This is a genomic window from Dyella lutea, assembly GCF_024158035.1.
GTDB classification, from domain to species: Bacteria; Pseudomonadota; Gammaproteobacteria; order Xanthomonadales; family Rhodanobacteraceae; genus Dyella_A; species Dyella_A lutea.
The window spans coordinates 430,140-452,848 of sequence record NZ_JAMZEK010000003.1 but is presented as its reverse complement, the minus strand read 5'-3'; the positions used below and the strand labels follow the sequence as shown (position 1 = coordinate 452,848).

General features: G+C 65.9%; 15 protein-coding genes. 13 read left to right on the top strand and 2 right to left on the bottom strand.

Annotated features, from left to right (window positions below):
• Window positions 1-106 precede the first annotated feature (106 nt).
• The 13 genes from NC595_RS14255 to NC595_RS14195 all read left to right on the top strand — a co-directional run bounded on the left by NC595_RS14255 (window position 107) and on the right by NC595_RS14195 (window position 18,860).
• Window positions 107-382 carry a hypothetical protein gene (locus NC595_RS14255; protein WP_253567513.1) on the top strand — a complete coding sequence of 92 codons (276 nt, stop codon included), beginning with the start codon at window positions 107-109 and terminating at the stop codon, window positions 380-382.
• An 87-nt stretch (window positions 383-469) separates the two neighbouring features.
• Window positions 470-2,218, top strand: a complete 1,749-nt coding sequence (locus tag NC595_RS20495) for a GGDEF domain-containing protein (protein ID WP_253567512.1) — start codon at window positions 470-472, stop codon at window positions 2,216-2,218.
• 685 nt (window positions 2,219-2,903) lie between these two features.
• Complete coding sequence (locus tag NC595_RS14245; RefSeq protein ID WP_425493162.1) at window positions 2,904-5,849, top strand: TonB-dependent receptor; 2,946 nt, start codon at window positions 2,904-2,906, stop codon at window positions 5,847-5,849.
• Between the two features lie 154 nt (window positions 5,850-6,003).
• A complete protein-coding gene (locus NC595_RS14240) occupies window positions 6,004-8,223 on the top strand; it encodes a sialidase family protein (RefSeq protein ID WP_253567508.1) in 2,220 nt (739 codons plus the stop codon).
• Entirely contained in the window at window positions 8,220-9,824 is a 1,605-nt protein-coding gene (locus tag NC595_RS14235; protein ID WP_253567506.1) for a GH35 family beta-galactosidase, read from the top strand. The genes NC595_RS14240 and NC595_RS14235 overlap by 4 nt, the downstream gene beginning before the upstream one ends.
• 11 nt (window positions 9,825-9,835) lie before the next feature.
• A complete protein-coding gene (locus tag NC595_RS14230; RefSeq protein ID WP_253567504.1) occupies window positions 9,836-12,361 on the top strand; it encodes a glycoside hydrolase family 3 C-terminal domain-containing protein in 2,526 nt (841 codons plus the stop codon).
• A gap of 5 nt (window positions 12,362-12,366) precedes the next feature.
• The gene (locus NC595_RS14225) at window positions 12,367-14,796 is read left to right on the top strand and encodes a glycoside hydrolase family 31 protein (RefSeq protein WP_253567502.1); all 2,430 of its coding nucleotides are present in this window, start codon (window positions 12,367-12,369) and stop codon (window positions 14,794-14,796) included.
• A 47-nt stretch (window positions 14,797-14,843) separates the two neighbouring features.
• Window positions 14,844-16,070: an SGNH/GDSL hydrolase family protein gene (locus tag NC595_RS14220; protein ID WP_253567500.1), complete on the top strand. Its 1,227-nt coding sequence runs from the start codon at window positions 14,844-14,846 to the stop codon at window positions 16,068-16,070.
• 373 nt (window positions 16,071-16,443) lie between these two features.
• Window positions 16,444-16,692 (top strand): hypothetical protein, encoded by a 249-nt coding sequence (locus NC595_RS14215; RefSeq protein WP_253567498.1) that lies wholly within the window; start codon window positions 16,444-16,446, stop codon window positions 16,690-16,692.
• Window positions 16,693-16,773: 81 nt separating this feature from the next.
• A complete protein-coding gene (locus NC595_RS14210) occupies window positions 16,774-16,956 on the top strand; it encodes a hypothetical protein (protein ID WP_253567496.1) in 183 nt (60 codons plus the stop codon).
• A 102-nt stretch (window positions 16,957-17,058) separates the two neighbouring features.
• Window positions 17,059-17,718, top strand: a complete 660-nt coding sequence (locus NC595_RS14205; RefSeq protein ID WP_253567494.1) for a hypothetical protein — start codon at window positions 17,059-17,061, stop codon at window positions 17,716-17,718.
• 87 nt (window positions 17,719-17,805) lie between these two features.
• Window positions 17,806-18,243 (top strand): hypothetical protein, encoded by a 438-nt coding sequence (locus tag NC595_RS14200; protein WP_253567492.1) that lies wholly within the window; start codon window positions 17,806-17,808, stop codon window positions 18,241-18,243.
• Between the two features lie 71 nt (window positions 18,244-18,314).
• Window positions 18,315-18,860 (top strand): hypothetical protein, encoded by a 546-nt coding sequence (locus tag NC595_RS14195; protein ID WP_253567490.1) that lies wholly within the window; start codon window positions 18,315-18,317, stop codon window positions 18,858-18,860.
• A 293-nt stretch (window positions 18,861-19,153) separates the two neighbouring features.
• Here NC595_RS14195 and NC595_RS14190 read toward each other — a convergent pair whose 3' ends face one another.
• Together NC595_RS14190 and NC595_RS14185 are read right to left on the bottom strand one after the other, a co-directional pair.
• Entirely contained in the window at window positions 19,154-20,713 is a 1,560-nt protein-coding gene (locus NC595_RS14190; protein ID WP_253568346.1) for a family 43 glycosylhydrolase, read from the bottom strand.
• Between the two features lie 131 nt (window positions 20,714-20,844).
• Window positions 20,845-22,512, bottom strand: coding sequence for an alpha-L-fucosidase (locus tag NC595_RS14185; protein WP_253567488.1), 1,668 nt, complete (start codon window positions 22,510-22,512; stop codon window positions 20,845-20,847).
• Window positions 22,513-22,709 lie beyond the last annotated feature (197 nt).

Here is a 22,709-nt window from a genome sequence, read left to right as displayed (position 1 = left end):
GATTCATTGCTGTGCGACCACGCGCGTGCAACTTGCTCGTTCCGGAGATGCGCTTCCATGTCACCGGACGGAACGGACGGTTCATCCACCGCAGGAACAGGGGAAAATGTCCAAGACGATCGAGCTGCTGGAACGCATCGGGCAAGACGCATCATTGCGTCACGCACCCCAGGAACACCTGGCGCAGGTGCTCGACGAACTGAATGCCAGTGAAGGTTTGAAGGCGGCGGCAGCCTCCGGCGACAACAGCCGCCTCGGCGACGAGCTTGGGCACAAGCATCGACCGATGCAGGCGAATCACAATCCCAATAACGGAGGGTGCGATCCCGATGAGGACGATACGGATGAGAAGCCGAAGCGTGATGGCGACCATGCGGACTGATAGCACCCGGCTCGCGGATCACAGGCCATGAAAAAGTAGCCGCCGATGACGCGCGGGTTGTCCCTTCGCCTTGCAGGAGTCGTCATCGTGACGATCCTCATGCTGTGCAGGAGCGCAACCGCGACCATGGCGCAGATCGACACTGCGCCGGTTGCAACGTGGCTCGAGCAGGCCGACAACGAACGCAGCAGGGATACTTCCCGTTTCCGGCTCATCATGGAGCAACTTCGGCAACACGAGGACCAATTGACCTCCGCGCAGCGTTGGCATTTCCGATTGCTGGATGCGCGACTGCTCGTGGATGAGGGTGATTACGCCAGGGCCGAGCCGATCCTGCACGACATCATCGGCCACTCGGGCGACTTGTCCCTTGCCTTTCGTGCCAGGGCCGCACTGATCCGGAGCAAGTTCCTCAGTCGCGATTATGTGAGCGCCTACGCGCTTGCCAATACCCTGATGGCCGAACTTCCGCGGGTCACTGACCCGCAGGCACGCCTGGAAGGCATGAGTCAGGTCATCGGGATGCTGGACCGTAGCGCCGTGGGGCAATACGACTTGGCACTGGCATACGCCAGACAGATGAAGGCGTGGCCTCCTTCGCCAAAAACCGATTGTTACGCAAGCGCTTACGAAACGACGTCCTTGCTCTATGCGGGCAAGTTGACCGCGGCTGATCCCATGTTTCAGGCCGCCATCGACGCGTGTGTCGCGGCAGGGGAATCCCATCAGGCCGACGCGTTGCGGCTGGATCTGGCCAGCGAGATGATCGACGAAGGTCATGCGGGCCAGTCGATCGCCTACCTGCACAGCATTTCTTCGGAGATCAGGGCTTCCGGATACACCCCCTATCTGGCCTCGCTGCCCGTCACCCTGGCACAGGCCTATCTGAGCCTCGGCGACGCTGCCAAGGCGCGAAAATTTGCACTGGACAGTATCGCCATCACTGGAGCGGACAGTCCGTTATGGACACTGCGCGCCGCGTATGAGGTGCTCTATCAGGCGGAAAAAAAGCTCGGGCATGACGCCGCTGCGCTGGCCTATTACGAAAAGTACGTAGCCCAGAAAACCGCCGCCATGGACGACGCCAAGGCCATCGCCCTGGCTTACCAGACGGTCCGGCAGCAGGTCTCGTCCGCGAAGATGAAGCTGGATGCGCTGGCCAAGGAGAACAACATTCTCCAGCTTCGCCAGGCGCTGGCGAGCCAGGCCCAGAAAACCAGCCAACTGTTCAACGCATTGCTGCTGGCGTTGCTCGCCTTCTTCGTGCTGGCGATGCTGTGGCTGTGGCGGTCCTGGCGTCGGTTTCGCTGGATGGCGCACCACGACGGCCTGACCCGGGTGTGCAACCGCGAATACTTTGTCGTCCAGGCGAAGCGGACGTTGCGACAGCTGCACAGGACGAACGCCGACGCCTGCCTGATCGTGCTGGACCTGGATCATTTCAAGCGGATCAATGACACGCACGGTCATGCCGTCGGCGATCAGGCGTTGCGTTCTGCCGCGATGATCGTTGGTCGCGAACTGCGCCCCAACGACCTGCTCGGTCGCCTGGGTGGCGAGGAGTTCGGCATCCTGATGCCTGATCGCCCGCACGACGAGGGATTGGAGGCGGCAAACCGTATTCGCCAGGCGTTGGCGTCCACGCCGGTGATCGTCGATCAGCAGGTCACCGTCACGGTGTCCGCCAGCCTGGGGCTCGCCTCCGCCGCTTGCTCCGGCTATTCGCTGCGCTTGCTGCTGGTGGATGCCGACGCCGCGCTTTATCGAGCCAAGGAGGGCGGCCGCAACCAGGTCGCCGCGCATGCTCCGTTGGCGGAATCCGTGGTGTCCTGCTGATCGAGCCCGCGCGCGCTGCCGACCAACAGGTCGGGAATTCGGGTTGGACCGTCACCGCTTCCGGTCGCTGCCCGTCCACACGGGATCCGGCGATTGCTCAGCTCGCGCCAATCGACGTGGATCCCTGCATACGGCCGGCTCGAATCGACTGGGACACTTCAGCGACAGGCGACCAGTGCCGCCTGTCGCTGCGGGCGACGCATCTGTCGGCAGGAACCGATCACCCGCCTCGCCGGATGCGGCTGCCGTCGGGATGGCCGGATCGGGCAGGCAGGAGCGCCAGGCACGCGACCGGGCGCTCAACGTGCACCGTTGGCGATAGCCAAGGGAAGCCGCTGCAACCGGCACCCGCGGAACCATCGACACGGAAAAGCCCGGGCCTTGCCGGCGCAGATTGCTGCATGTTTTCAGCGGATCGGCCCGGCTGATCGCATGCTGCGGCCGCACACGGAGAAACGTTAACCGGGGCTTTCGATTTCGCAATTGTATGGCTTTAGTGCGTCGCGACAGCATCACTACCCGCTGGCATCACCCGGGGCGAGGAGGGGTTCCGGGCATGCCATGCAGGTTGCGGGAGAGCCGACAGACGCTCGAACAGGTCGGCCATGTCACATCTTTTGGGGGAGGGCTCATCATGCCGGTCAAGTTCACGTTTGATGCAGGGCGTCGCCGTTCGACGAACTCAATGCCGATGGCGCGGTTGTCGGGGGCGATCGCCTTCGCGCTGCTGTGCAGCGGTTCGCTGGAGCTGCACGCGCAGCCGGCTGTCGGGACGGCCCCTGCGCAGGCGCAGGACCAGGCCGCGTCGACGGCCTCCGCCACCGGCGCGAAGTCGCCGAAGAAGAAGGCGGCGAAAGCCGACGACAAGCAGACCAAGGATCTTTCCGCCGTCGTGGTGACCGGCATCCGGGCCTCGGTGGAGAAGGCGCAGGACATCAAGTACGACGCCGACACCTTCGTCGACTCGCTGTCCGCCACCGACATCGGCGCCTTGCCGGACCGCAGCGTCACGGAAACCCTGTCGCGCATTCCCGGCGTCACCATCGACCACTTCCTTTCGCAGGGCGATCCGGAGCACTTCTCCGCCGAAGGCAATGGCGTGCAGGTGCGCGGCCTGACCCAGGTGCGCTCCGAGTTGAATGGCCGCGACATCTTCTCCGCCAACGGCGGGCATGCGCTCAGCTTCCAGGATGTGCCGTCCGAATTGATGTCCGGCGTCGACGTCTACAAGAACCAGACCGCCGAGATGATCGAGGGCGGCCTGGGCGGGACGGTGAACCTGCGCACCTTCATGCCCTTCGACTTTCAGGGCCAGAAGATTGCCGCGTCAGCCAGCGAGAACTACGGCGACTTCAGCAAGAAGTACAAGCCGTCCGCCTCGGTGCTCTACAGCAATCGCTGGAACACCAGCCTCGGCGAGATGGGCTTCCTGGTCGACGTCGCCGATTCGCGCCTGACCACGCGCACCGACGGCCTGTTCGTGCGTCCGTTCTTCAAGAACGCGGCCGGCATCTGGGTGCCGCGCGGTGCCGACTGGCGCACGCTGCAGTACAACCGCAAGCGCGATGGCTACTACTTGGCCTTCCAGTGGCGCCCGAACGACGACCTCGACTTTTTCGCCACCGCGTTCCAGAGCAAGTACCACGAGGTCTGGGACGAGGACGCGATCTTCGTCAGCAACGACCCGACCCAGGTGGTGGTGGACGCCAGCCAGCCGAGCCAGATCAACGGCGGCGTGTTCCAGTCTGGCCGTCTCACCCAGCCCGGCGGCGTGCCGATGGGCACCGACATCCGCGCCTCGGACAGCCACTCCAAGACCACGGATTTCTCCACCGGCATGAAGTGGCGGCTGGGTGACCAGACCGATCTCTCCAGCTCGGTGCAGTTCGTCAAGGCCACCACCAACAGCCTGGATTCCACGGTGGCGCTGGGCACCAACGTGCCCTACATCGATGTTGCCCTGAACGGCAGCAGCCCGCCGCGGATCGGCGTGGACACCGGCTTTACCGGCGACCCCGCCAATTACTACTGGGGGTTCACCATGGACCACCAGAACCAGAACTACGCGAAAGAGCTGGCCTGGCGCGCCGATATCGACCACCGCTTCAGCAGCGGCTTCCTGCAGGGCGTGAAGGCGGGTGTGCGCCTGACCAACCGCTACGCCGACAACATCGACACCGGCTACAACTGGATGCCCGTGTTCCAGACCTGGATGCAGGGCTGGGCGCTGCCCGGCGGCGCATTGCCCGGTCTGGACCTCAACGGCACCGTCAACAGCAGCCTGGTGCACCTGGACACGTTCAAGAACTTCTACAAGGGTGACGCCGGCATCCCTGGTGCGTTCTACGCGCCTGTGCTGTCGACCGCGCTGGGTTATCCGGGCAGCTATGCCGCCATCCACGACGCGGCGATCCCGTTCTATTCCTGCTGCTACGCCAACCCGTACCAGCCCACGCTGCTCGACGCCTCGCACACCAACATCCAGCATGAGAAGACCTATGCGGCATACGCCATGCTCGACTTCGGGATCGACGAGGCCAATCTGACCGGCAATGTCGGCGTGCGCGCGGTGAAGACCCGGAACTCGGCCGATGGCTTCCTGGTGTACCCGAACCAGGCGCTGGCGCCGTATCTGGGGGCAGGCCAGTCCTCGCCCATCAGCGCCCGCAACCAGTACACCGACGTCCTTCCCAGCCTGAACGTGAAGTGGGAATTCGCGCCGGACTGGGTCACCCGCTTCGCCTTCTCCAAGGCGATCGCGCGGCCGGACTTCAGCCAGATGCAGGCCTACCAGATCCTCAATGCCGCGGTGGTATCGGGCTATACGCCGCCGCCGGGCACCACGAACCTGCCGATCGACAAGCTGACCCTGACCGGTACGTCCAACAGCAATCCGTACCTCACGCCGATGAAGGCTAACCAGTTCGATCTGTCGCTGGAGTGGTACTTCGACCAGGACCGCGGCGGCATGGCCTGGATCAACCTGTTCCACAAGGGCATCAGGGACTACTTCCGCAACGAGTCGCGCTTCGTCACCTATCCGGGCGTCGACGGCAACAACTACCAGTACCTGATCACCCGCCCGGTGAACATTGGCAAGGCGACCATCGACGGCGCGGAAATCGGCTGGAACCAGTTCTTCGACTTCCTGCCGGTCAAGGGCTTCGGCATGTCGGCGAACTACACCTACATCCGCAGCCGGACCCACGTGCCGAACGACACCACCGCGGTGCCGGTCGATACGGATGGCTCCACCTACGGCAACCTCCCGGCGGATGGCCTGTCGCGCAACTCGCTCAATGTCGCCGGCTTCTACGAGCACGGTCCGTGGCAGGTCCGCCTGGCCTACAACTGGCGCAGCCGCTATCTGCTGTCGATCGGTCCGAACGGCTACAACGGCACCGACAACAACATCCCGTGGAAGCTGCCGGTGTTCGCCGATGCCTACGGGCAGCTCGATGGCTCGATCTTCTACGCGTTCAGCGATCACCTGAAGCTCGGCCTGGAGATGAACAACCTCAACAACGCCGAGCAGCGCACGGTCATGTACCAGAACGCATCCGGCAAGCACACCACGTCCTGGTACGTGAACGACACCCGCTATGCGCTGACGCTGCGCGCGTCGTTCTGATCGTGGGGTGCCGGAACCGTCGATGGGGTTCCGGCACGGGGCAGGGCAGCCGGCATCGGATGCCTCGCCCGGCACCCGCGAAGTCCCGTCGCGCCCCGGCCCGTTCGACGCATGGGCCGGGACGCTGGCAAGGTTGAGAAAGAGTTTCTTCGACATGCTCAGAAACATCGGCATCACCGCCTGTGCCTGGTTCCTCTCGCTGAGCGCCTACGCCAGCCAACCCGCTTCCGTTCCCTACCACTTCGGCAACGTACGCATCGGCGGTGGCGGCTATGTCTCCGGCGTGCTCTTCCATCCGGCGGTGCGCGGCCTGCACTACGCGCGTACCGACGTGGGCGGCGCCTATCGCTGGGATGAGATCCGCAGTCGCTGGCAGCCGCTGACCGACTGGATCGCGGCGAAGGACCAGAACCTGTTCGGCATCGACAGCTTCGCGGTCGATCCTTCCGATCCGCACTGGCTGTACCTGGCCGCGGGCACATACACCACGCCCCAAGCCGGTAATGCCGCGATCCTGCGCTCGCACGATCAGGGGCGCAGCTTCCAGCGCGTCGACCTGCCGTTCAAGCTCGGTGGCAACGAGCTGGGGCGCGGCAACGGCGAGCGGCTGGCGGTGGATCCGAACGACGGCCGCGTGCTGTTCCTCGGCTCGCGCGATGCCGGGTTGTGGCGCAGTGACGACCATGGCGCGCACTGGACACGGGTGGCTGGCTTCCCCGCCGTGGCCACGTCGCCGTCGGCCAGTGCCAGCAACGCCTGGCGCACCCAGCCCATCGGCATCGTGTTCGTGGTGTTCGACCCGGCCAGCGGCCGGCATGGCCGGCCGACGCCGGTGATCTATGCCGGCGTCTCGACCCGGCAGACCAGCCTGTTTCGCTCCACCGACGGCGGCCACAGCTGGAGCGCCTTACCGGGCCAGCCGATAGGCCTGCGGCCCAGCCACATGCACCGCGCCAGTGACGGCGACTACTACCTGAGCTACGGCGACGAGCCCGGTCCGGACACCATGAATGACGGCGCCCTCTGGCGCTGGCAGCCGGCCACGAATCGCTGGACCGACATCACGCCGATCCCGGGTCACGGCAAGCCCGCGGGCTTCGGCTGGGGCGACGTCGCGGTGGCGCCCTCCAACCCGGCGGTGCTGGTCGCCAGCACCCACCATCACTACAACCCGCACGACCTGCTGTTCCGCAGTACCGACCGCGGCGCGCACTGGACCGAGGTGTTCGCGCATTCGGTGTTCGACCGGAGCGAGGCGCCCTGGACGGTGGAGCACACGCCGCACTGGATGACCGCCGTGGCGATCGATCCGTTCGATCCTAACCACGTGATCTTCGGCACCGGCTACGGGCTGTGGTCCACGCGCGACATGGGGCAGCTCGATCACGGCAGCGACGTGCACTGGAGCTTCGCCGACCGCGGGCTGGAGGAAACCGTGCCGCTCGGCCTGATCAGCCCGCCGCAGGGCGCGCACCTGCTCAGCGCGCTGGGCGACCTGGATGGCTATCGGCATGACGACCTGGCCGTGGCGCCGCTGCAGTTCAAGGCTCCGCCGCGCTACGCCAACAGCGAAGCGATCGACTATGCGGGACTGCGACCGGGGCGGATCGTGCGCAGCGGCTACCTGCGCGAGCCGTTCGGGCCGGCGGTGCGTGCGGCCTGGTCCGCCGACGGTGGTCAGCACTGGCGGGCCTTCGCCAGCGAACCGCCGGAAGGCGAGGGCGCGGGCAGCATCGCGTGGACGGCCGACGGCGAGGGCGTGCTGTGGGCGCCGCGCCACGCGAAGCACGTCTACCTCACCCGCGATTTTGGCTATCACTGGCAGGCCGCGGCAGGCTTGCCGGGCGACCTGAAAGTGCTGGGCGACCGCGTGGACCCGCGGCGCTGCTATGCGTTCGATCCGCGGACCGGCGCGCTGTACGCCAGCCACGACGGCGGCGTGACGTTCACGCCACTGGTCGGCGAACTCGGCGCCGCGGCGCGGGGGCGCGACCAGGTGCAACTGCAGGCTGCGCCCGATGTGGCGGGCAGGCTATACCTGGCCGCGCGCGATCTGCCGCTGACGCACGGCGACGACACCGGACGCGTGCTGCAGGAGCTGCCCGGCATCACCGGCGTCGACGCCTTCGGCTTCGGCAAGTCAGCGCCGGGCCGGCACGCACCCGTGCTGTTCGTGGCCGGCCGCCGTGGCCAGACGCAAGGCCTGTTCCGCTCGCTCGACGGCGGCTCGCACTGGCAGCGCATCAACGACGACGCCCACCAGTACGGTCGCATCCGCGTGCTCACCGGCGATCCGCGCGTCTTCGGCCGCGTGTACCTGGCCACCGGCGGGCGCGGCATTGTCTATGGCGACCCGAAGGAGTCCACGCCATGAAGCCCTGGTCTCTTGCTGGCGCGTTCGTGCTCGCGCTCGGCCTCTTCGCCGTGCAGCCCGCTGCGGCCTCGCCACTGCCACGCGTGGTCACCGCGCATGGCCGGCACATGCTGCTGGTGGATGGCCAGCCCTACCTGATGCTGAGCGCGCAGGTGAACAACTCCAGCGGCTGGCCGGCGATGCTGCCCGAGGTCTGGCCGGCGATGGATGCGCTGCAGGTGAACACCGTGCAGGTGCCGATCGCCTGGGAGCAGATCGAGCCCAGCGAAGGGCATTTCGACTTCAGCTTCCTCGACACGCTGGTCGCACAGGCGCGCGAACACAAGCTGCGCCTGGTGCTGCTGTGGTTCGCCACCTGGAAGAACAACGGCCCCGCCTACGCACCGGCCTGGGTGAAGCTGGACAACCGGCGCTTCCCGCGCGTGCGCAAGAAGGATGGCGACACGCTGAACTCGCTGTCGCCGTTCGCCCAGTCCACGCTCGACGCCGACCGCAAAGCTTTCGTGACACTGATGAAGCACCTGCGCCAGATCGATGGTGACCCGCACACCGTCATCATGGTGCAGGTGGAGAACGAAACCGGCACCTACGGCACCGACCGCGACTACTCCCCGGCGGGCGACCGGCTGCTGCAGTCGCCGGTGCCTGCCGCCGTATTGAAAAGGACCGGCCGCCACGCCGGCAGCTGGGCCGACGTATTCGGCAAGGACGCCGCCGAGTTCTCCTACGCCTGGGCCATCGCCCACTACGTCGACCAGGTGGCTGCGGCCGGCAAGGCCGTCTACGACCTGCCGATGTACGCCAACGTCGCGCTGCGCGACCCGTTCCATCCCGGCCCGCCCGGCGGCTATTCCAGCGGCGGCCCCACCGACAACGTGCTGGCCATCTGGCGCGCGGCCGCGCCGTCGCTGGACCTGATCGCACCGGACATCTACATGCCGGAGTACGCGAAGTACACGGCGGTGCTGGACCGCTACCGCCGCGCCGACAACCCGCTGTTCGTCGCTGAAACCAGCAGCGCGATCACGTATGCGCGCTACCTGTTCACCGCGCTGGGACACGGCGCCATCGGCTTTTCGCCGTTCGGCATGGACTACACCGGCTACTCCAACTGGCCGTTGGGCGCGCAGAAGGTCGATGCGGACACCATCAAGCCATTCGCACTCGGCTATGCACTGCTTCGTCCGATCGCCGCGCTGGTCGCCAAGGCGAACTTCGAGGGCAGGGTGTGGGGCGCGTCCGAACCGGAGCAGACGCATACCCAGCAGATCGACCTGGGAGACTGGACCGCGCAGGTCGGCTATGGCCTGCCCGTGTTCGGCACGCCCGAGGCCAGGGGCAATCCGACGCCGCAGGGGGGCGTGCTGATCGTGCAGCTCGGCCGCGACGACTACCTGGTGGCCGGTTACCACGCGCGGGTGAGCTTCCAGCCGGCCGGACGCAATGCCGGCAAGCATGGACTGTTCAATCGCGTGGAGGAGGGCCGCTACGTCGACGGCCAATGGCAGTTCCTCCGCGTTTGGAACGGCGACCAGACCGACTACGGCCTCAATCTCACCAGCACACCGCAGTGGTTGCACGTCAAGCTGGCTACGTACTGAAGGATGTCCGCATGATCCGTTGGAGAACGCTTTCCGTGAGTCTGATGCTCACCGGCCTGGCCCTGCCGGCGCTGGCCGCCGGGCCGCAGCCCGATTCACCCGCGGTCGAGCAGCGCGTCGACAGCCTGCTGCACAGGCTCACACTGGAGCAGGAGGTGGCGCTGATCGGCGGCTCCGACGGCTTCGACATCCGCGCCGTGCCCTCGATCGGCCTGCCGGCACTGGGCATGTCGGACGGTCCCTACGGCGTCCGCGTGGGCGGCCCCTCCAACGCCTACGCCGCCGGCATCGCGCTGGCGGCGAGCTGGGATCCGGCGCTGGCCCGGCGTGTCGGCGAAGCGATGGGACGCGATGCGCGTGCCCGCGGCATCAGCTTCCTGCTCGGGCCGGGCGCGAACATCTACCGCTCGCCGATGAACGGCCGCAGCATGGAGTACTACGGCGAGGATCCCTACCTCGCCGGCAGCACCGCGGTCGGCCTGATCGACGGCGTGCAGAGCCAGGGCGTGGTGGCCACGATCAAGCACTTCGTCGCCAACAACTCCGAATACGACCGCCGCCAGATCAACTCCGTCATCGATCCCCGGCCGCTGCACGAGATCTACCTGCGCGCCTTCGAGATGGCGGTGAAGCAGGGCCACGTCGGCGCGGTGATGAGCAGCTACAACCAGCTCGACGGCGAATACACCGCCGAGAACAAGCACCTGGTCAGCGGCATCCTCAAGCACGACTGGGGCTTCGACGGCCTGTTCATGTCCGACTGGGGCGCGGTGGACGACGGCCTCAAGGCCTACAAGGCCGGCCTCGACCTGGAGATGCCCGCGGCCGACAAGATGCAGCCCGCGCTGGTGATGGCTGGCCTGCGTGACGGCACGCTGTCCCGCGCCGAGCTGGACGACAAGGTGCGCCGCATCCTGCGCACGGCGGTGCGCTTCGGCTTCCTCGACCGGCCCCAGCTCGACCTGGCGCAGCCGCGCTTCAGTGCCGCCAATGACCAGGTGGCGCTGGACTCGGCGCGCGAGTCGCTGGTGCTGCTGAAGAATGCGCGGCATGTCCTGCCGCTCGATGCCGGCGCGATCAAGACCATCGCGGTGATCGGTCCCGATGCGTACCCGGGCTACGCCACCGCCGGTGGCAGCTCGCACATCGACACGTTCCGCAGCGAGAGCATCCTCACCGGCATCGTCGACCATGTTGGTCCGAAGGTGCGCGTGCTGTACGACCGTGGCCTGCCGTCGCCGGACACGGTATTCAAGCGCGACGGCTTCCGCACGGCCGGCGGCAAGCCCGGCCTGCAGCGCGAGACGTTCGACAACCCCGACTTCCGCGGCGCTCCGGCGTTGACCGCCGTGGATGCACACGTCGACCAGTGGAAGCCGGAGCTGTGGACCACGCCGGCGGTGAAGCGGCGCAGCATCCGCTGGAGCGGTCGCTACGTGGCGCCGCACGCGGGGCGTTACCTGTTCCTGACGGCGGCGGCCAGCGCGGACAGCTACACGCTGTACGTCGATGGCAAGCCGGTGATCGAACAGCCCAAGCGCGAAGGGCAGGCGCCGCTGTACGCCGCGTTGGATCTCAAGGCGGGGCAGGCGGTGTCGGTGCGGCTGGATTACCTGCCGGACGTGGACTACAGCCGGATGGGTCTGGGCGTGGTGCCGGTGGACGAACTGATCTCGCCGGCAGCGCTGAAGATGGCGTCGATGGCCGATGCCGCGGTGGTGGCGGTCGGCTTCGACCCGACCTCGGAGAGCGAGGCCTACGACCGTACGTTCGCGCTGCCCTGGGGGCAGGAGGCGCTGATCGAGGCGGTGGCCAGGGCGAACCCGAAGACCGTGGTGACGGTGACCTCGGGCGGCGGCTACGCCACGGCCAACTGGCTGGACCAGGTGCCGGCGCTGCTGCAGAACTGGTACCCGGGGCAGCAGGGCGGCCGCGCGGTGGCCGAGGTGCTGTTCGGCGCGCATTCGCCGGAGGGCAAGCTGCCGATCAGCTTCGAGCGTCGCTGGCAGGACAACCCCACCCACGACTACTACGACGCGCCGGCGCATCCACCGGGCACGCATCCCACCGTGCACTACGGCGAGGGCCTGTTCGTCGGCTACCGCTGGTACACCAGCCATCCGGACAAGCCGCAGCCGCTGTTCCCGTTCGGCTACGGCCTGTCGTACACGAGTTTCGCGTTCTCCGGGCTCAAGGTGACGCCGGCCCATGCCCATGACGGCGACACGGTGCAGGTGTCGTTCGAGGTGCGCAACACCGGTTCGCGGGCCGGTGCGGAAGTGGCGCAGGTCTACGTGAGCGATCCGTCGGCCACCGTCGAGCGACCGGAGCGCGAGCTGAAGGCATTCCAGAAGGTGAACCTGGCGCCGGGGCAGAGCCGTCGTGTCACCCTCACGCTCGACCGGCGCGCGTTCGCCTACTACAGCCCCGACCACAATGACTGGAAGGTCGACCCGGGCCGCTTCGTGATCCGCGTGGGCGATGCGTCCGACCACACGCCGCTGGCCGCCGACCTGACCCTGGAGAAAGCACGATGAGCCGCATGCGACTGCCTTCCTTGCCACGCGGTCTCGACCGCGGGCCGGGCGCCGCGGTATCCGTTCGATGCCGGGCAAGTGTCGCGCAGACCGCGGGTGTGGCCTTGCTGGGCCTGCTTCTGCCCTGCGCCACGGCGGTAGCCGCCACCGCGAGCGCGCCGATCGCCACGCTCGACCGGCAGGGTGCCTGGGTCAGCGTCGAGGCCTACGGCCCGAACGTCGTCCACGTCACCCTGGCCGCCGACAAGGCGCAGGTACTGAAGCCGGCCGGTTACGGGATCATCACCGCCCATGCCGACGACGTGGCGTTCCACCACACCCACGACCGGAGCGGCGACACCTTCGCCTCCCCGGCGCTGACCCTGCATGTGGATGCGCCCCCGCCGCCGCACGTGCCGGGGATCACGGACCGCTATTTCGCGCCGGACCTGCCGCCGGTGCGGCTGCAGGTAAAGAACGCCCGCGGCGAAACCCTCGTCGACATGACCGACTGGAACATGTCGCCGCACGAGGTGAACGGCGAAGCCACCTACCAGGTGGGCGCCACCTTCGCAGCGCCTGCCGACGAGCACTATTACGGCATGGGCCAGAACCAGGGCAGCCTCGGTCCGCTGGACCTGCGCGGCCGCGTCATCGACTGCAAGCAGTGGTACGACGCACCGAGTGGCGAAACCGTCTGCGTGCCCTTCATGGTGTCGTCGAAGGGCTACGGCATCATCTGGGACAACCCGTCCGATACGCACTTCGTCGCCGGCATCAACGGCCGCACCCGCTTCGAGTCGAAGGTCGGCGAGCGCGTCAGTTTCTTCGTGATCGTCGGCAACACGCCGAAAGCGATCTATTCGGCCTATGCGCGGGTCACCGGCAAGACGCCGATCCCGCCCAAGGCGGCCTTCGGCCTGATCCAGTCCAAGGCGCGTTACGACAGTCAGGCCGAAGTGTTGCGCGTCGCCCGCACCTATCGCGAAAAGCGCTACCCGCTCGACGTGATGGTGATCGACTGGTTCTACTGGACCCACATGGGCCAGCTGGACATCAACCCGGCGGAGTTCCCGGACCCGGACGGCATGAACCGCCAGCTGCATGCCATGGGCATGAAGTCGATCATCTCGATCTGGCCGCGCTTCGAACGCGCCGGGCGCTACTTCAAGGAGCTCGACGCCAAGGGCTATTTCCTCAAGGACAAGCACGGCAAGACGGTCGACGGCCTGCCGTTCCGTACGGATCGCGCCGGCGCCCTGATCGATTCGACCAACCCGGCGGCGCGCACCTGGTACTGGTACCACGTGCGCGACAACGTCCTGTCGCACGGCTTCGACTATCCGTGGCTGGACGAGACCGAGCCGGACCTGGTGCCGGACGGCTACTTCTTCTCGATCGGCTCCGGCGACCGCTACCACAACGTCTACCCGCTGCTGCACGTGGAAGGCGTCGCCAAGGGCATGCGCGTCTGGAAGCCGGACCAGCGCGTGCTGATCCTCGCCCGTGCGGCCTACCTCGGGTCGCAGCGGACCGGCGCGCTGTTCTGGTCCTCGGATATCGACCCGAGCTGGGAAGCCCTGCAGCGCCAGATCCCCACCGGCCTCAACATGACCGCCTCGGGCATCGCCTACTGGGGCAACGACATCGGCGGCTGGCAGTGGTTGCCGCAGACCACCCACGCCACCAGGGCGCCGCTGCTCGACCCCTCCGACGCACGCGACACGGTGGGGCAGAACAACGACTACCCGGAACTGCTCACGCGCTGGTTCGAATACGGCACCTTCCTGCCCACCCTGCGCCTGCACGGCATGCGCAAGCACACGGAAATCTGGGCCTACGGCCACCAGGCCGAGGCGATCATGGCGAGCTACGACAAGCTCCGTTACCGCCTGATTCCCTACATCTACAGCCAGGCCAAGCAGACCTACGACACCGGCGAGCCCTTCATGCGGCCGTTGTGGATGGATTTCCCCAACGATCCCAACGTCGCCGACCTGGGCACGCAGTACATGTTCGGCCCGGCCTTCCTGGTGGCGCCGGTCACCACCCAGGGCCAGACGGAAAAGCGCGTCTATCTGCCCGCCGGCAGCGATTGGTACAACTTCTGGACCAACGAAAAGCTCGCCGGCGGACGCTGGGTCAAGGTGGCGGCGCCGATCGACCAGATTCCCGTGTTCGTCCGCGCCGGCTCGATCGTGCCGGTGGGTTCGGACATCCAGTCGACTGCATCGAAGCAGGCGATCGCCGAGATCCGCGTCTATCCGGGCCGCGACGGCGACTTCGCGCTCTACAACGACGACGGCACCTCGTATGCGTATGAGGCAGGGAAGGGCACGACCACCCGGCTGCATTGGAACAACGCAGCAGGCGTCCTCAATGCCACCGGCGGCGATGCCGCGTTCGACGGCAAGGTGGCCGGACTGGTCAAGGTGAAGGGCAAACAGGGGAAGTGACCCTCGATACGCCGGTCAATCGGCAAGAACCACGCAGGAGGAACGAGATGCAGCATCGGGTAGTGAAGTGGGTATTCGCCGGAGCCATCGCAGCGCTGGCGGGCGGTGCCATGGCAGCCGACGGCAGTGCGCAGCGCGCCTGGGCGGACGGATGGTCGGCGCCGCCGGACACCGTCGGCCCGGTGCTGGACGCCCAGACGGTGCGCCAGGTCGTGCGCACCAGCATCGGCGGCTCTGCGCTGCGCGTGCGCCTGTCCAACCTGCTCGGCAGCGTGCCGGTCACGCTGGGCCCGGTGCACGTGGCGCTGAGTGCCGGCGGGGCGGAAACGGTGCCCGGCAGTGACCACGTGCTGCTGTTCGACGGCAAGCCCACCGTCACCATCGCCAAGGGCCAGAGCGTGCTCAGCGATCCGCTGAAGATGACTGTGAAGCCGTTGCAGCCGCTGGCGGTGAGCATCTACGTGCCGGCCGACAAGGCCTTCCACCCCGCCACCGTCCATAGTGCGGGCATGGCCACCGCGTACGTCACCGAACATGGCGATGCCACCGCGGCCGTGCATTTCCCGCGCGAGGAAGTCAGCGGTAGCCGCTTCTACCTCACCGACGTGGAGGTGGCCGGCGCGGCTCCGCGCCACACGCTCGTCGCCTTCGGCGATTCCATTACCGACGGCGTGGGTTCCAAGCAGGACGCGAACGAGCGCTGGCCCGATTACCTGGCCGCGCGCCTGCAGGCCGCCCCGCAGCTGTCGTCCATCGCCGTGGCCGATGCTGGCATCGGCGGCAACCGCATCCTGCACGACGGTTACGGACCCAGTGCACTGGCGCGCTTCGATCGCGACGTATTGGACAAGCCCAACGTGCGCTGGGTGATCCTGCTCGAGGGCATCAACGACATCGGCGGCTCGGGCTACGCCTGGGAAGCCAAGGACAAGATCGACGCGCAGCAGCTGATCGACGGCATGAAGCAGCTGATCGCACGGGCGCATGCCCGGCACGTGAAGATCTACGGCGCCACCCTGACTCCCTACGGCGGCAACGGCTGGCCGTACCACAGCGCCGCGGGTGAAACGACGCGCGAGCAGGTGAACGCATGGATCCGCCATTCCGGCGCCTTCGACGGCGTGGTGGATTTCGACAAGGCGGTCCGCGACCCGGCCGCGCCGAAGAAGATGCGTGCCGCCTACGACAGCGGCGACCACCTGCATCCGAGCAGCGCGGGCTATCGCGCCATGGCCGCGGCGGTGGACCTGAAGCTGTTCGCCGGCAAGCCGTAAGGCGCGAGACAGCGTCGCGACCATTTGGCGGTCGGCGCCGTCGCGGCGCGACTGCCGGGTGATGAGATAGATCGATGTAGGGTGGCGGGTCCGGGCCGGATACCGCCACGTTGCTGCTGCGTATCACGCAACCGATCGGCACAGACCGGCCCATCGATCGGCATCATCAGCCACGGGTCAATGGTGGCGGTCAGAAATCGACCCGAAGCGGACGTTCGCGAGCCCGGCTCCCCGTCCGGTCATACGCTTGGTTGTTAGCCGGACCCGGCAACGATAAGCTCCCTTCAGAACAAGGAGTTGCGTCAGGATTTCTCTGCGCGATCGTATATGCATAAACGGACCCTCCGGTCCGCCGATTCAGTAGTTAGGTCGCATGATGAACATCCCGCGAGTCAGAAAAGGCGAATGGATTAGGGTTGGCCCTAACGGGGTCGATGGCCTCGTCCTCGATATCCACAATGATGGCTCGCTAGGTGTTGGCTATCACCAGAACCGGCTCAAAGCAATTAAGGAAGATGTGGTCTGGGATGGTAGTCACTGGCAGTTTGCTGACAGCGGCCCGAGCGGCAGCTACCTTCACGGCGCTGAAGAAGCCGTGGTCAAATGTGGACCAAAGCTCTAAGGCACCTAACCAGCGATTCAGGCAGACGGCTCTTCTGCCGTTTGATTCCAGCGTTAAGCCATACGGAAGGAGGCAGTGGTCATGGAACGCGAGCACACAGTCCAGGTCTGGAATCAACCTCAACAGCTTACGGTGTACCAAAAATCCAAATCTGTTTGGGTCGCCGTCGGCACGTATATGGGTGAGCGCATCGAGGTGAAAGGCCGCACCGAGAGCCAAGCTCTGGGCAGTTGGCGCGAGGCCGCAAGATACAAAGGGGGTTAAGTCATGCTCTTGCGTCTGAGCCTGCGACCTAACTATTCATTCGAGGCGGACGGCTCTGCCGCCGCTCAATTCCAGCGTTAGGCCTCAGGGGAGAAACGTCGGGTGGTCAAGGTCATCTTCAAGCGCTTTGCAGAGCTTTCTGACCAGCTGTCGGATCTCGCGAAGACTATGCAGGTCAAGCACGGCGAGTATTCGGGGCGCTACGAGCAGGTCGATGCTGAGCAATTTCTCAACTGGTGTGTTAAAGCGCGTAGCCTAATTGGCAATGCATGCGGTCGGGAGTCTGAGCACTACAAATCGTTCGTTGCGGCTGAAGAACCCAGCTCTTTCTCTGGCAACTACGAAAACCTCAAGAGTCTCCGAGCCGTTTTCACTGCTGCGCGCGAGGACTTTGAGGGCGGTTATCTCGTCTCAGTCCGCAATCTCGTTCAGGCCGAAATTGCGGATTCTGAGCTAGATCAGGCCAGAGAGCTTCACAAGTCAGGTTACATATCCGCCGCGGCCGTGGTCGCAGGCGTGGTTTTGGAGACAACGCTGCGCACCTTGTGCGACTCACACGGCCTTTCACACAGCAAGCTAGACAAGATGAACGCCGATCTGGCGAAGACAGGCCAGTATAACAGTCTCATGCAAAAGCGAATCACTGCTCTGGCGGCCATTAGGAACAGCGCCGCTCATGGGAGCACAGGTGAGTTCACAGCCGCCGACGTGTCCTCAATGATTGCCGATGTTGAGCGGTTTGCCCAGGAGTCACTTCCTTGAGGTCGATAGCTTGATACCTAACAACTTATTTGAGGCGGACGGCCACACCCCCGCTCAATTCCAGCGTTACGCCAAAGAGGGTAGCTCATGGCCCGTTTGACCATTCGATCTTCAAGCGCTGCCGCAGTCACAATCACGCGCGCAGCGGTCAAATCCGAGAAGTTGGTGTACGTTGCAGTGGCTAATAAGCCACTGAAATACCAGTACGGTCGGTCTAGCATTGTGTACATAGGAACGACAAAGAATGGCGCCCACCGAATGGCAGCAAGCGCAGCCGCCAAAGCACTTGAGATGCTTGACTTGCACGGTATCAAAGAGCTCGCGTTCTACACGGTGACGTGCAAATCGCGACAGAACGTAAAGAGCTGGGCGAAGCTTGAGCGGGCTTTGCTCCTAGTTTTTCGCGAGAAATTTGGGGGTGTTCCCGAATGCAATACGCAAGGAAGCCGGATGAAGTGGAAAGATGAGCTCACCTACTTCGCTCGGCAAAGGCTGGAGGGCGTCATTGAACAGTATTCGTCTTAACAATTCGTCAAGCAGCACGAAGAGCCGCACACCACTTACTTTTGGGCTTAGACCGCATACGGAAGATACCGTTGGATCTCCTCACATTTATCAGCAAGCTCATCGAATCACTAGCGTGGCCTCTCGCGTCAGTGGTTCTGGCTCTTGTGCTTAAACGACAGATCACCTCCCTCTTGCCATTTGTGCGTCGCGTCAAGGCCGGCCCTCTTGAAGCAGAATTCGAGCGGGAAGTTCGCGAGTTGCGTACCTCCGCTGATGCCACCACTTCCAGCCAGCCACCGACAAAGCCCTCTTGGCAGGAAGAGGTGGAGCGGCTGGCGCAGGTCAATCCACGGTCAGCCATCATGGAAGCCTGGCGCCAAACTGAAAACGCATTGATTCGAACACTGCAGGCAAAAGACCCTTCCTTGAGAGACCGCGACGTGAGCTCTACACGAGAGGTGCTGCGGTTCCTTGGCGAGCGAGGGGCTGCCACCCCAGAAGACGTGGCGATGCTCAACCAAATGCGGTTTCTCCGGAATCAAGCCGTACACGTTGAATCGTTCCAGCCGACGTACGACGCTGCGATGAATTTTGTTCGTCTTGCTGGTGAGATCATCAGTCGCGTTGAATCCTAGGTTGCGAGTCCCGCGTAACTCCAGTGTTGACCGTCCGCTCCTGACCGATTTCGGTCGGCGGTCCCATACGCCGATCAAGATACCGGCGAACCGGTCATGAACGAACGGCTCTGGTGATCACGGTTATCGGTCCACTCACGTGCCGCTGGCTCGCAAGCGTTCCCAACCGCAGCGGCGCCGCCGACGGGGCGCCGCGCGCCGCTCGCGGATTCTGATCCAGTGGTCGTTTGGCAAACTGCCCCGGGCGCCTTCTTGGCTGGCGCGACGACGATGCCCGAGGTGCTTGTGCCGCATCACACCAGCGGATTGCCCTCGATCGCCCGATAGCGGAAATCGATCAGCCGCACCGTGCCCTCGCCGGCGGCGTAGATGCCCGGCTTCAGGCTGAGGAAGTCGCCGAATACGTTGTGGTGGATGCCGGATACTTCCATGCGCAGGGTGTGCAGTTGCCAGCTGTGGCCGTCGTCGTGCGAGTACTCGAAGGTCACCACGTTGTGGTCGTTGGTCAGCCGCACGCGCACCCGCCGGTTGTCCCGCTTGATGCGAGACCAGGAGAGTTCCTGCGCGTATTCGAAGGTTTTGATCGTGTCCGGCGTGAAGCCGACGCCGATGAAGGCCTTGTGGTTGTAGAACAGCAGCAGCCCGGCCTCGGCATGCTCGGAAGGCTCCAGCGTGAGCTCCACCACGTAGGCACGGTCGCCTGCGCAGCAGGTCATCGGCGAACTGTCCGCTGGCGACGTGCCGGCACCGGCCAGCAGCATGCCGTGGCCATCGCGGTGGACCCGCTGCATCTCGACAGGACGCGGTTCGTGGAACGACCACTGCACGCCGAAGCGGTCGGTGGAGAAATCGTCCGACAGCGCGAAGCCGGACGGGCCGCTGCGCCCGCCGGCCGGTTTGCGCAGCGGCCGCGACAGGTCGCCGCCGGTGGCCACCGGCCAGCCGTCCGCGGTCCAGGTCATCGGTTCCAGCAGCGTCTGGCGACCCAGCGTGCGGAAGCCGTTCTCGTAGCCGTGGTAGATCATCCACCAGTCGCCCGCCGGTGCCTCGACGAAGGTCGCGTGGCCGCGCGACCACCAGGGTTCGGCCGCCGACTGCGTGCGCACGATGGGATTGTGCGGACAGTTTTCCCACGGGCCGTGCACCGACTTCGAGCGCGCCACGATCACCATGTGGCTGGTGGGCGGGCCGGCCGTGCCGCCGACGGCGCTGACCAGGTAGAACCAGCCGTCGCGGCGCAGCAGCTTCGGTCCTTCCGGGGCGAAATCCTCGACCACCCAGTCTTCCGGGTACTGCCAGGGCGTGTAGGCATGCACCAGCTTGCCGTTGGTGGCCATGCCGTCGTCGGTCAGGCGGATCATGCGGATGCCGTTGACGAACAGGTAGCGCTTGCCGTCCTCGCCGACCACGTGGGCCGGGTCGATGCAGCCGGGGATTTCCAGGTCCACCGGATCGCTCCACGGGCCGGCGATGTGCTCGGCGGTGATCACGAAGATCGACCAGTCGCCACCGGCTTGCTGGGTCGGTAGGTAGATGTAGTAGCGGTCGCCGTACTTGCACAGGTTGACCGCGAAGATGTTGCCCATCGGCTTGTGCAGGGCGGTGGCGACCGGCGTCCAGTTGACCAGGTCGGTCGAATGCCAGATCACCAGCCCGGGCGAGCCGGTGAACGGGGTGAAGGTCATGTAGTAGTCATTGCCGTCGCGGAGCACGGCGGGATCGGGGTGGTCGCCGGCCACGATGGGGTTGAGGTAGGTGCCGTTGCCGAGATCGGCCATGCGCTGGTCTTCGGTGCCCGGACGCCAGTGCGGCTCGCGCCCGGCACACGTCGGGGCAGAGCCGGCCCTGGCCATCCGCGCCAGCGGGATCGCGGCCGCGCCGGCCGCTGCGGCCTTGAACAGATTCCGCCGCGCGAGGTTCGGCGCGGGCTCGGAGGAGGGGGCGGCATCGCCGGCGGTCGCGTCAATGCGATCGATGGGCATCTTCATGGTGTGTCCTTGGCGGTTCGGATGGCGAAGACGAACGCGGCGGGCCCGGTCGGCCGTGCGCCGGGATGCAGCACCAGTCCCTCGGCGGTGCTTTGCCAGCGCACCGGCGTGGGCGAACCCAGCAGGCGCACGTCCTGCACGTGGTCGCCGGGCGTGATGCTGTGGATGACGGCCATGCCGTCGTCGGGCCAGGCCAGCTCGATGGCGTACACGGTGTCCTTGTCGCGGGTGAAGCGGAAATCGCCGGCGGTGTAGGTGGTGGTCAGCTTTTCCTTGAAGGCGCCGACGGCCGCTGCCGTGGGACCCTCGCCGAACACGCGCCACGGGCGGCTGCCGTAGATCGCCGCGCCGTTGGTGGCCAGCCACTGGCCGATGTCCAGCAGCACGGTCTGCTCCTGCGGCACGATGCTGCCGTCCGGTTTGGGGCCGATGTCCAGCAGCAGGTTGCCGTTCTTGCTCACCACGTCGGCCAGCAGCTGGATGATCGCCGTGGCCGGGCGATAGGTGTCGTGCTCGACGTAGCCCCAGGAGCTGTTGCTGATGGTGGTGTCGGTCTGCCAGGGCTCCGGCTGGATGGCGCCGAGCTGGCCGCGTTCCACGTCCTGCACGCCGCTGCCGTCGGGCAGGGCGTGCAGCTTGTAGTTCAGCACCACGCCGCCGCGCTGCGATCCGCGGTTGTAGTAGTAGGCGACGAACCGGGCCAACGCGTCGCGGAACGCGGGATGGCCCACCCACCAGTCGAGGTAGATCAGGTCGGGCTGGTAATAGGCTTCCAGCTCGGCTGTGCGCGCCAGCCAGTCGTCGATATAGGCCGGTGAGACGTAGGTCCAGTCCTGCTGCAGGTCGAGGTCGCCGTCCTGCACGAAGTGGGGGACGGCGGGGCCGTAGAAATCCGCATCGGCCGGATCGTTCACGTCCGAGGAAATGGCCCGGCCGCGATCGAAGAACCAGTCGTGCTCGGCCCGGTGCGAGGAGAGGCCGAAGCGCAGGCCCTCGGCGCGCACGGCCCGTTCCAGCGCAGCCACCACGTCGCGCTTTGGCCCCATCTTCGCGGTGGTCCAGCGCGACAGCCGGGAGTCGTACATGGCGAAGCCGTCCGAATGCTCGGCCACCTCGACGACGTAGCGCGCACCGGCTTGCTTGAACAGCTTCGCCCAGGCCGCGGGGTTCCAGTGCTGCGCCTGGAAACCGGCGATGAAATCCTTGTAGCCGTGCTTTGCGAGCGGGCCGTACGTATCCACCTGGTGGGCGTGTTCGCGCGTCGTGCCGTCGTACATGTTGCGCGGATACCACTCGTTCGCGAACGCCGGCACGGCATACACGCCCCAATGGATGAAGATGCCGAACTTGGCGTCGCCGAACCAGGCCGGCGCCTGGTAGTGCGCGAGCGACATCCAGTCTGGACGGAACGGGCCGAGCGCGTCCCCTCGCGCGACCTTGGCTAGCAGCGCGCGGCGCTCGGGGGCGTAGCGCGCAGTGGCACGCTGCCATGCCTGGTCCATCTGCGCCGGGCCGAGTGCACTCGCGGTCGGTGCATCGGGATCGCCCGGCGGTGGTGCCGCCCGCGCCAGCAGAGGGGTCAGGAGGCACGCGGCCAGCGCGCATCCGGTGAATACGGCACGGCGAGGTTCGTGGGGGCAGGCGGCATGCCGGAACAAGGGCATGGGAGCTCCTGGCGAAATGGCCAGTGCACGCTAGCAGCAAGCCTGCGACCGTATGGCCGCTTGTGCGCTTGCATACGAAGAAACGTTAGCGCCCGGGGGCAATTTCGCAATCGGCGCCACGACGACGCCATGGCTCGATCCGGCGGGTGAGGGGAGACGCATCGAGCAGGAAAGGTGCGCCGTGGACCGCGAGGCGA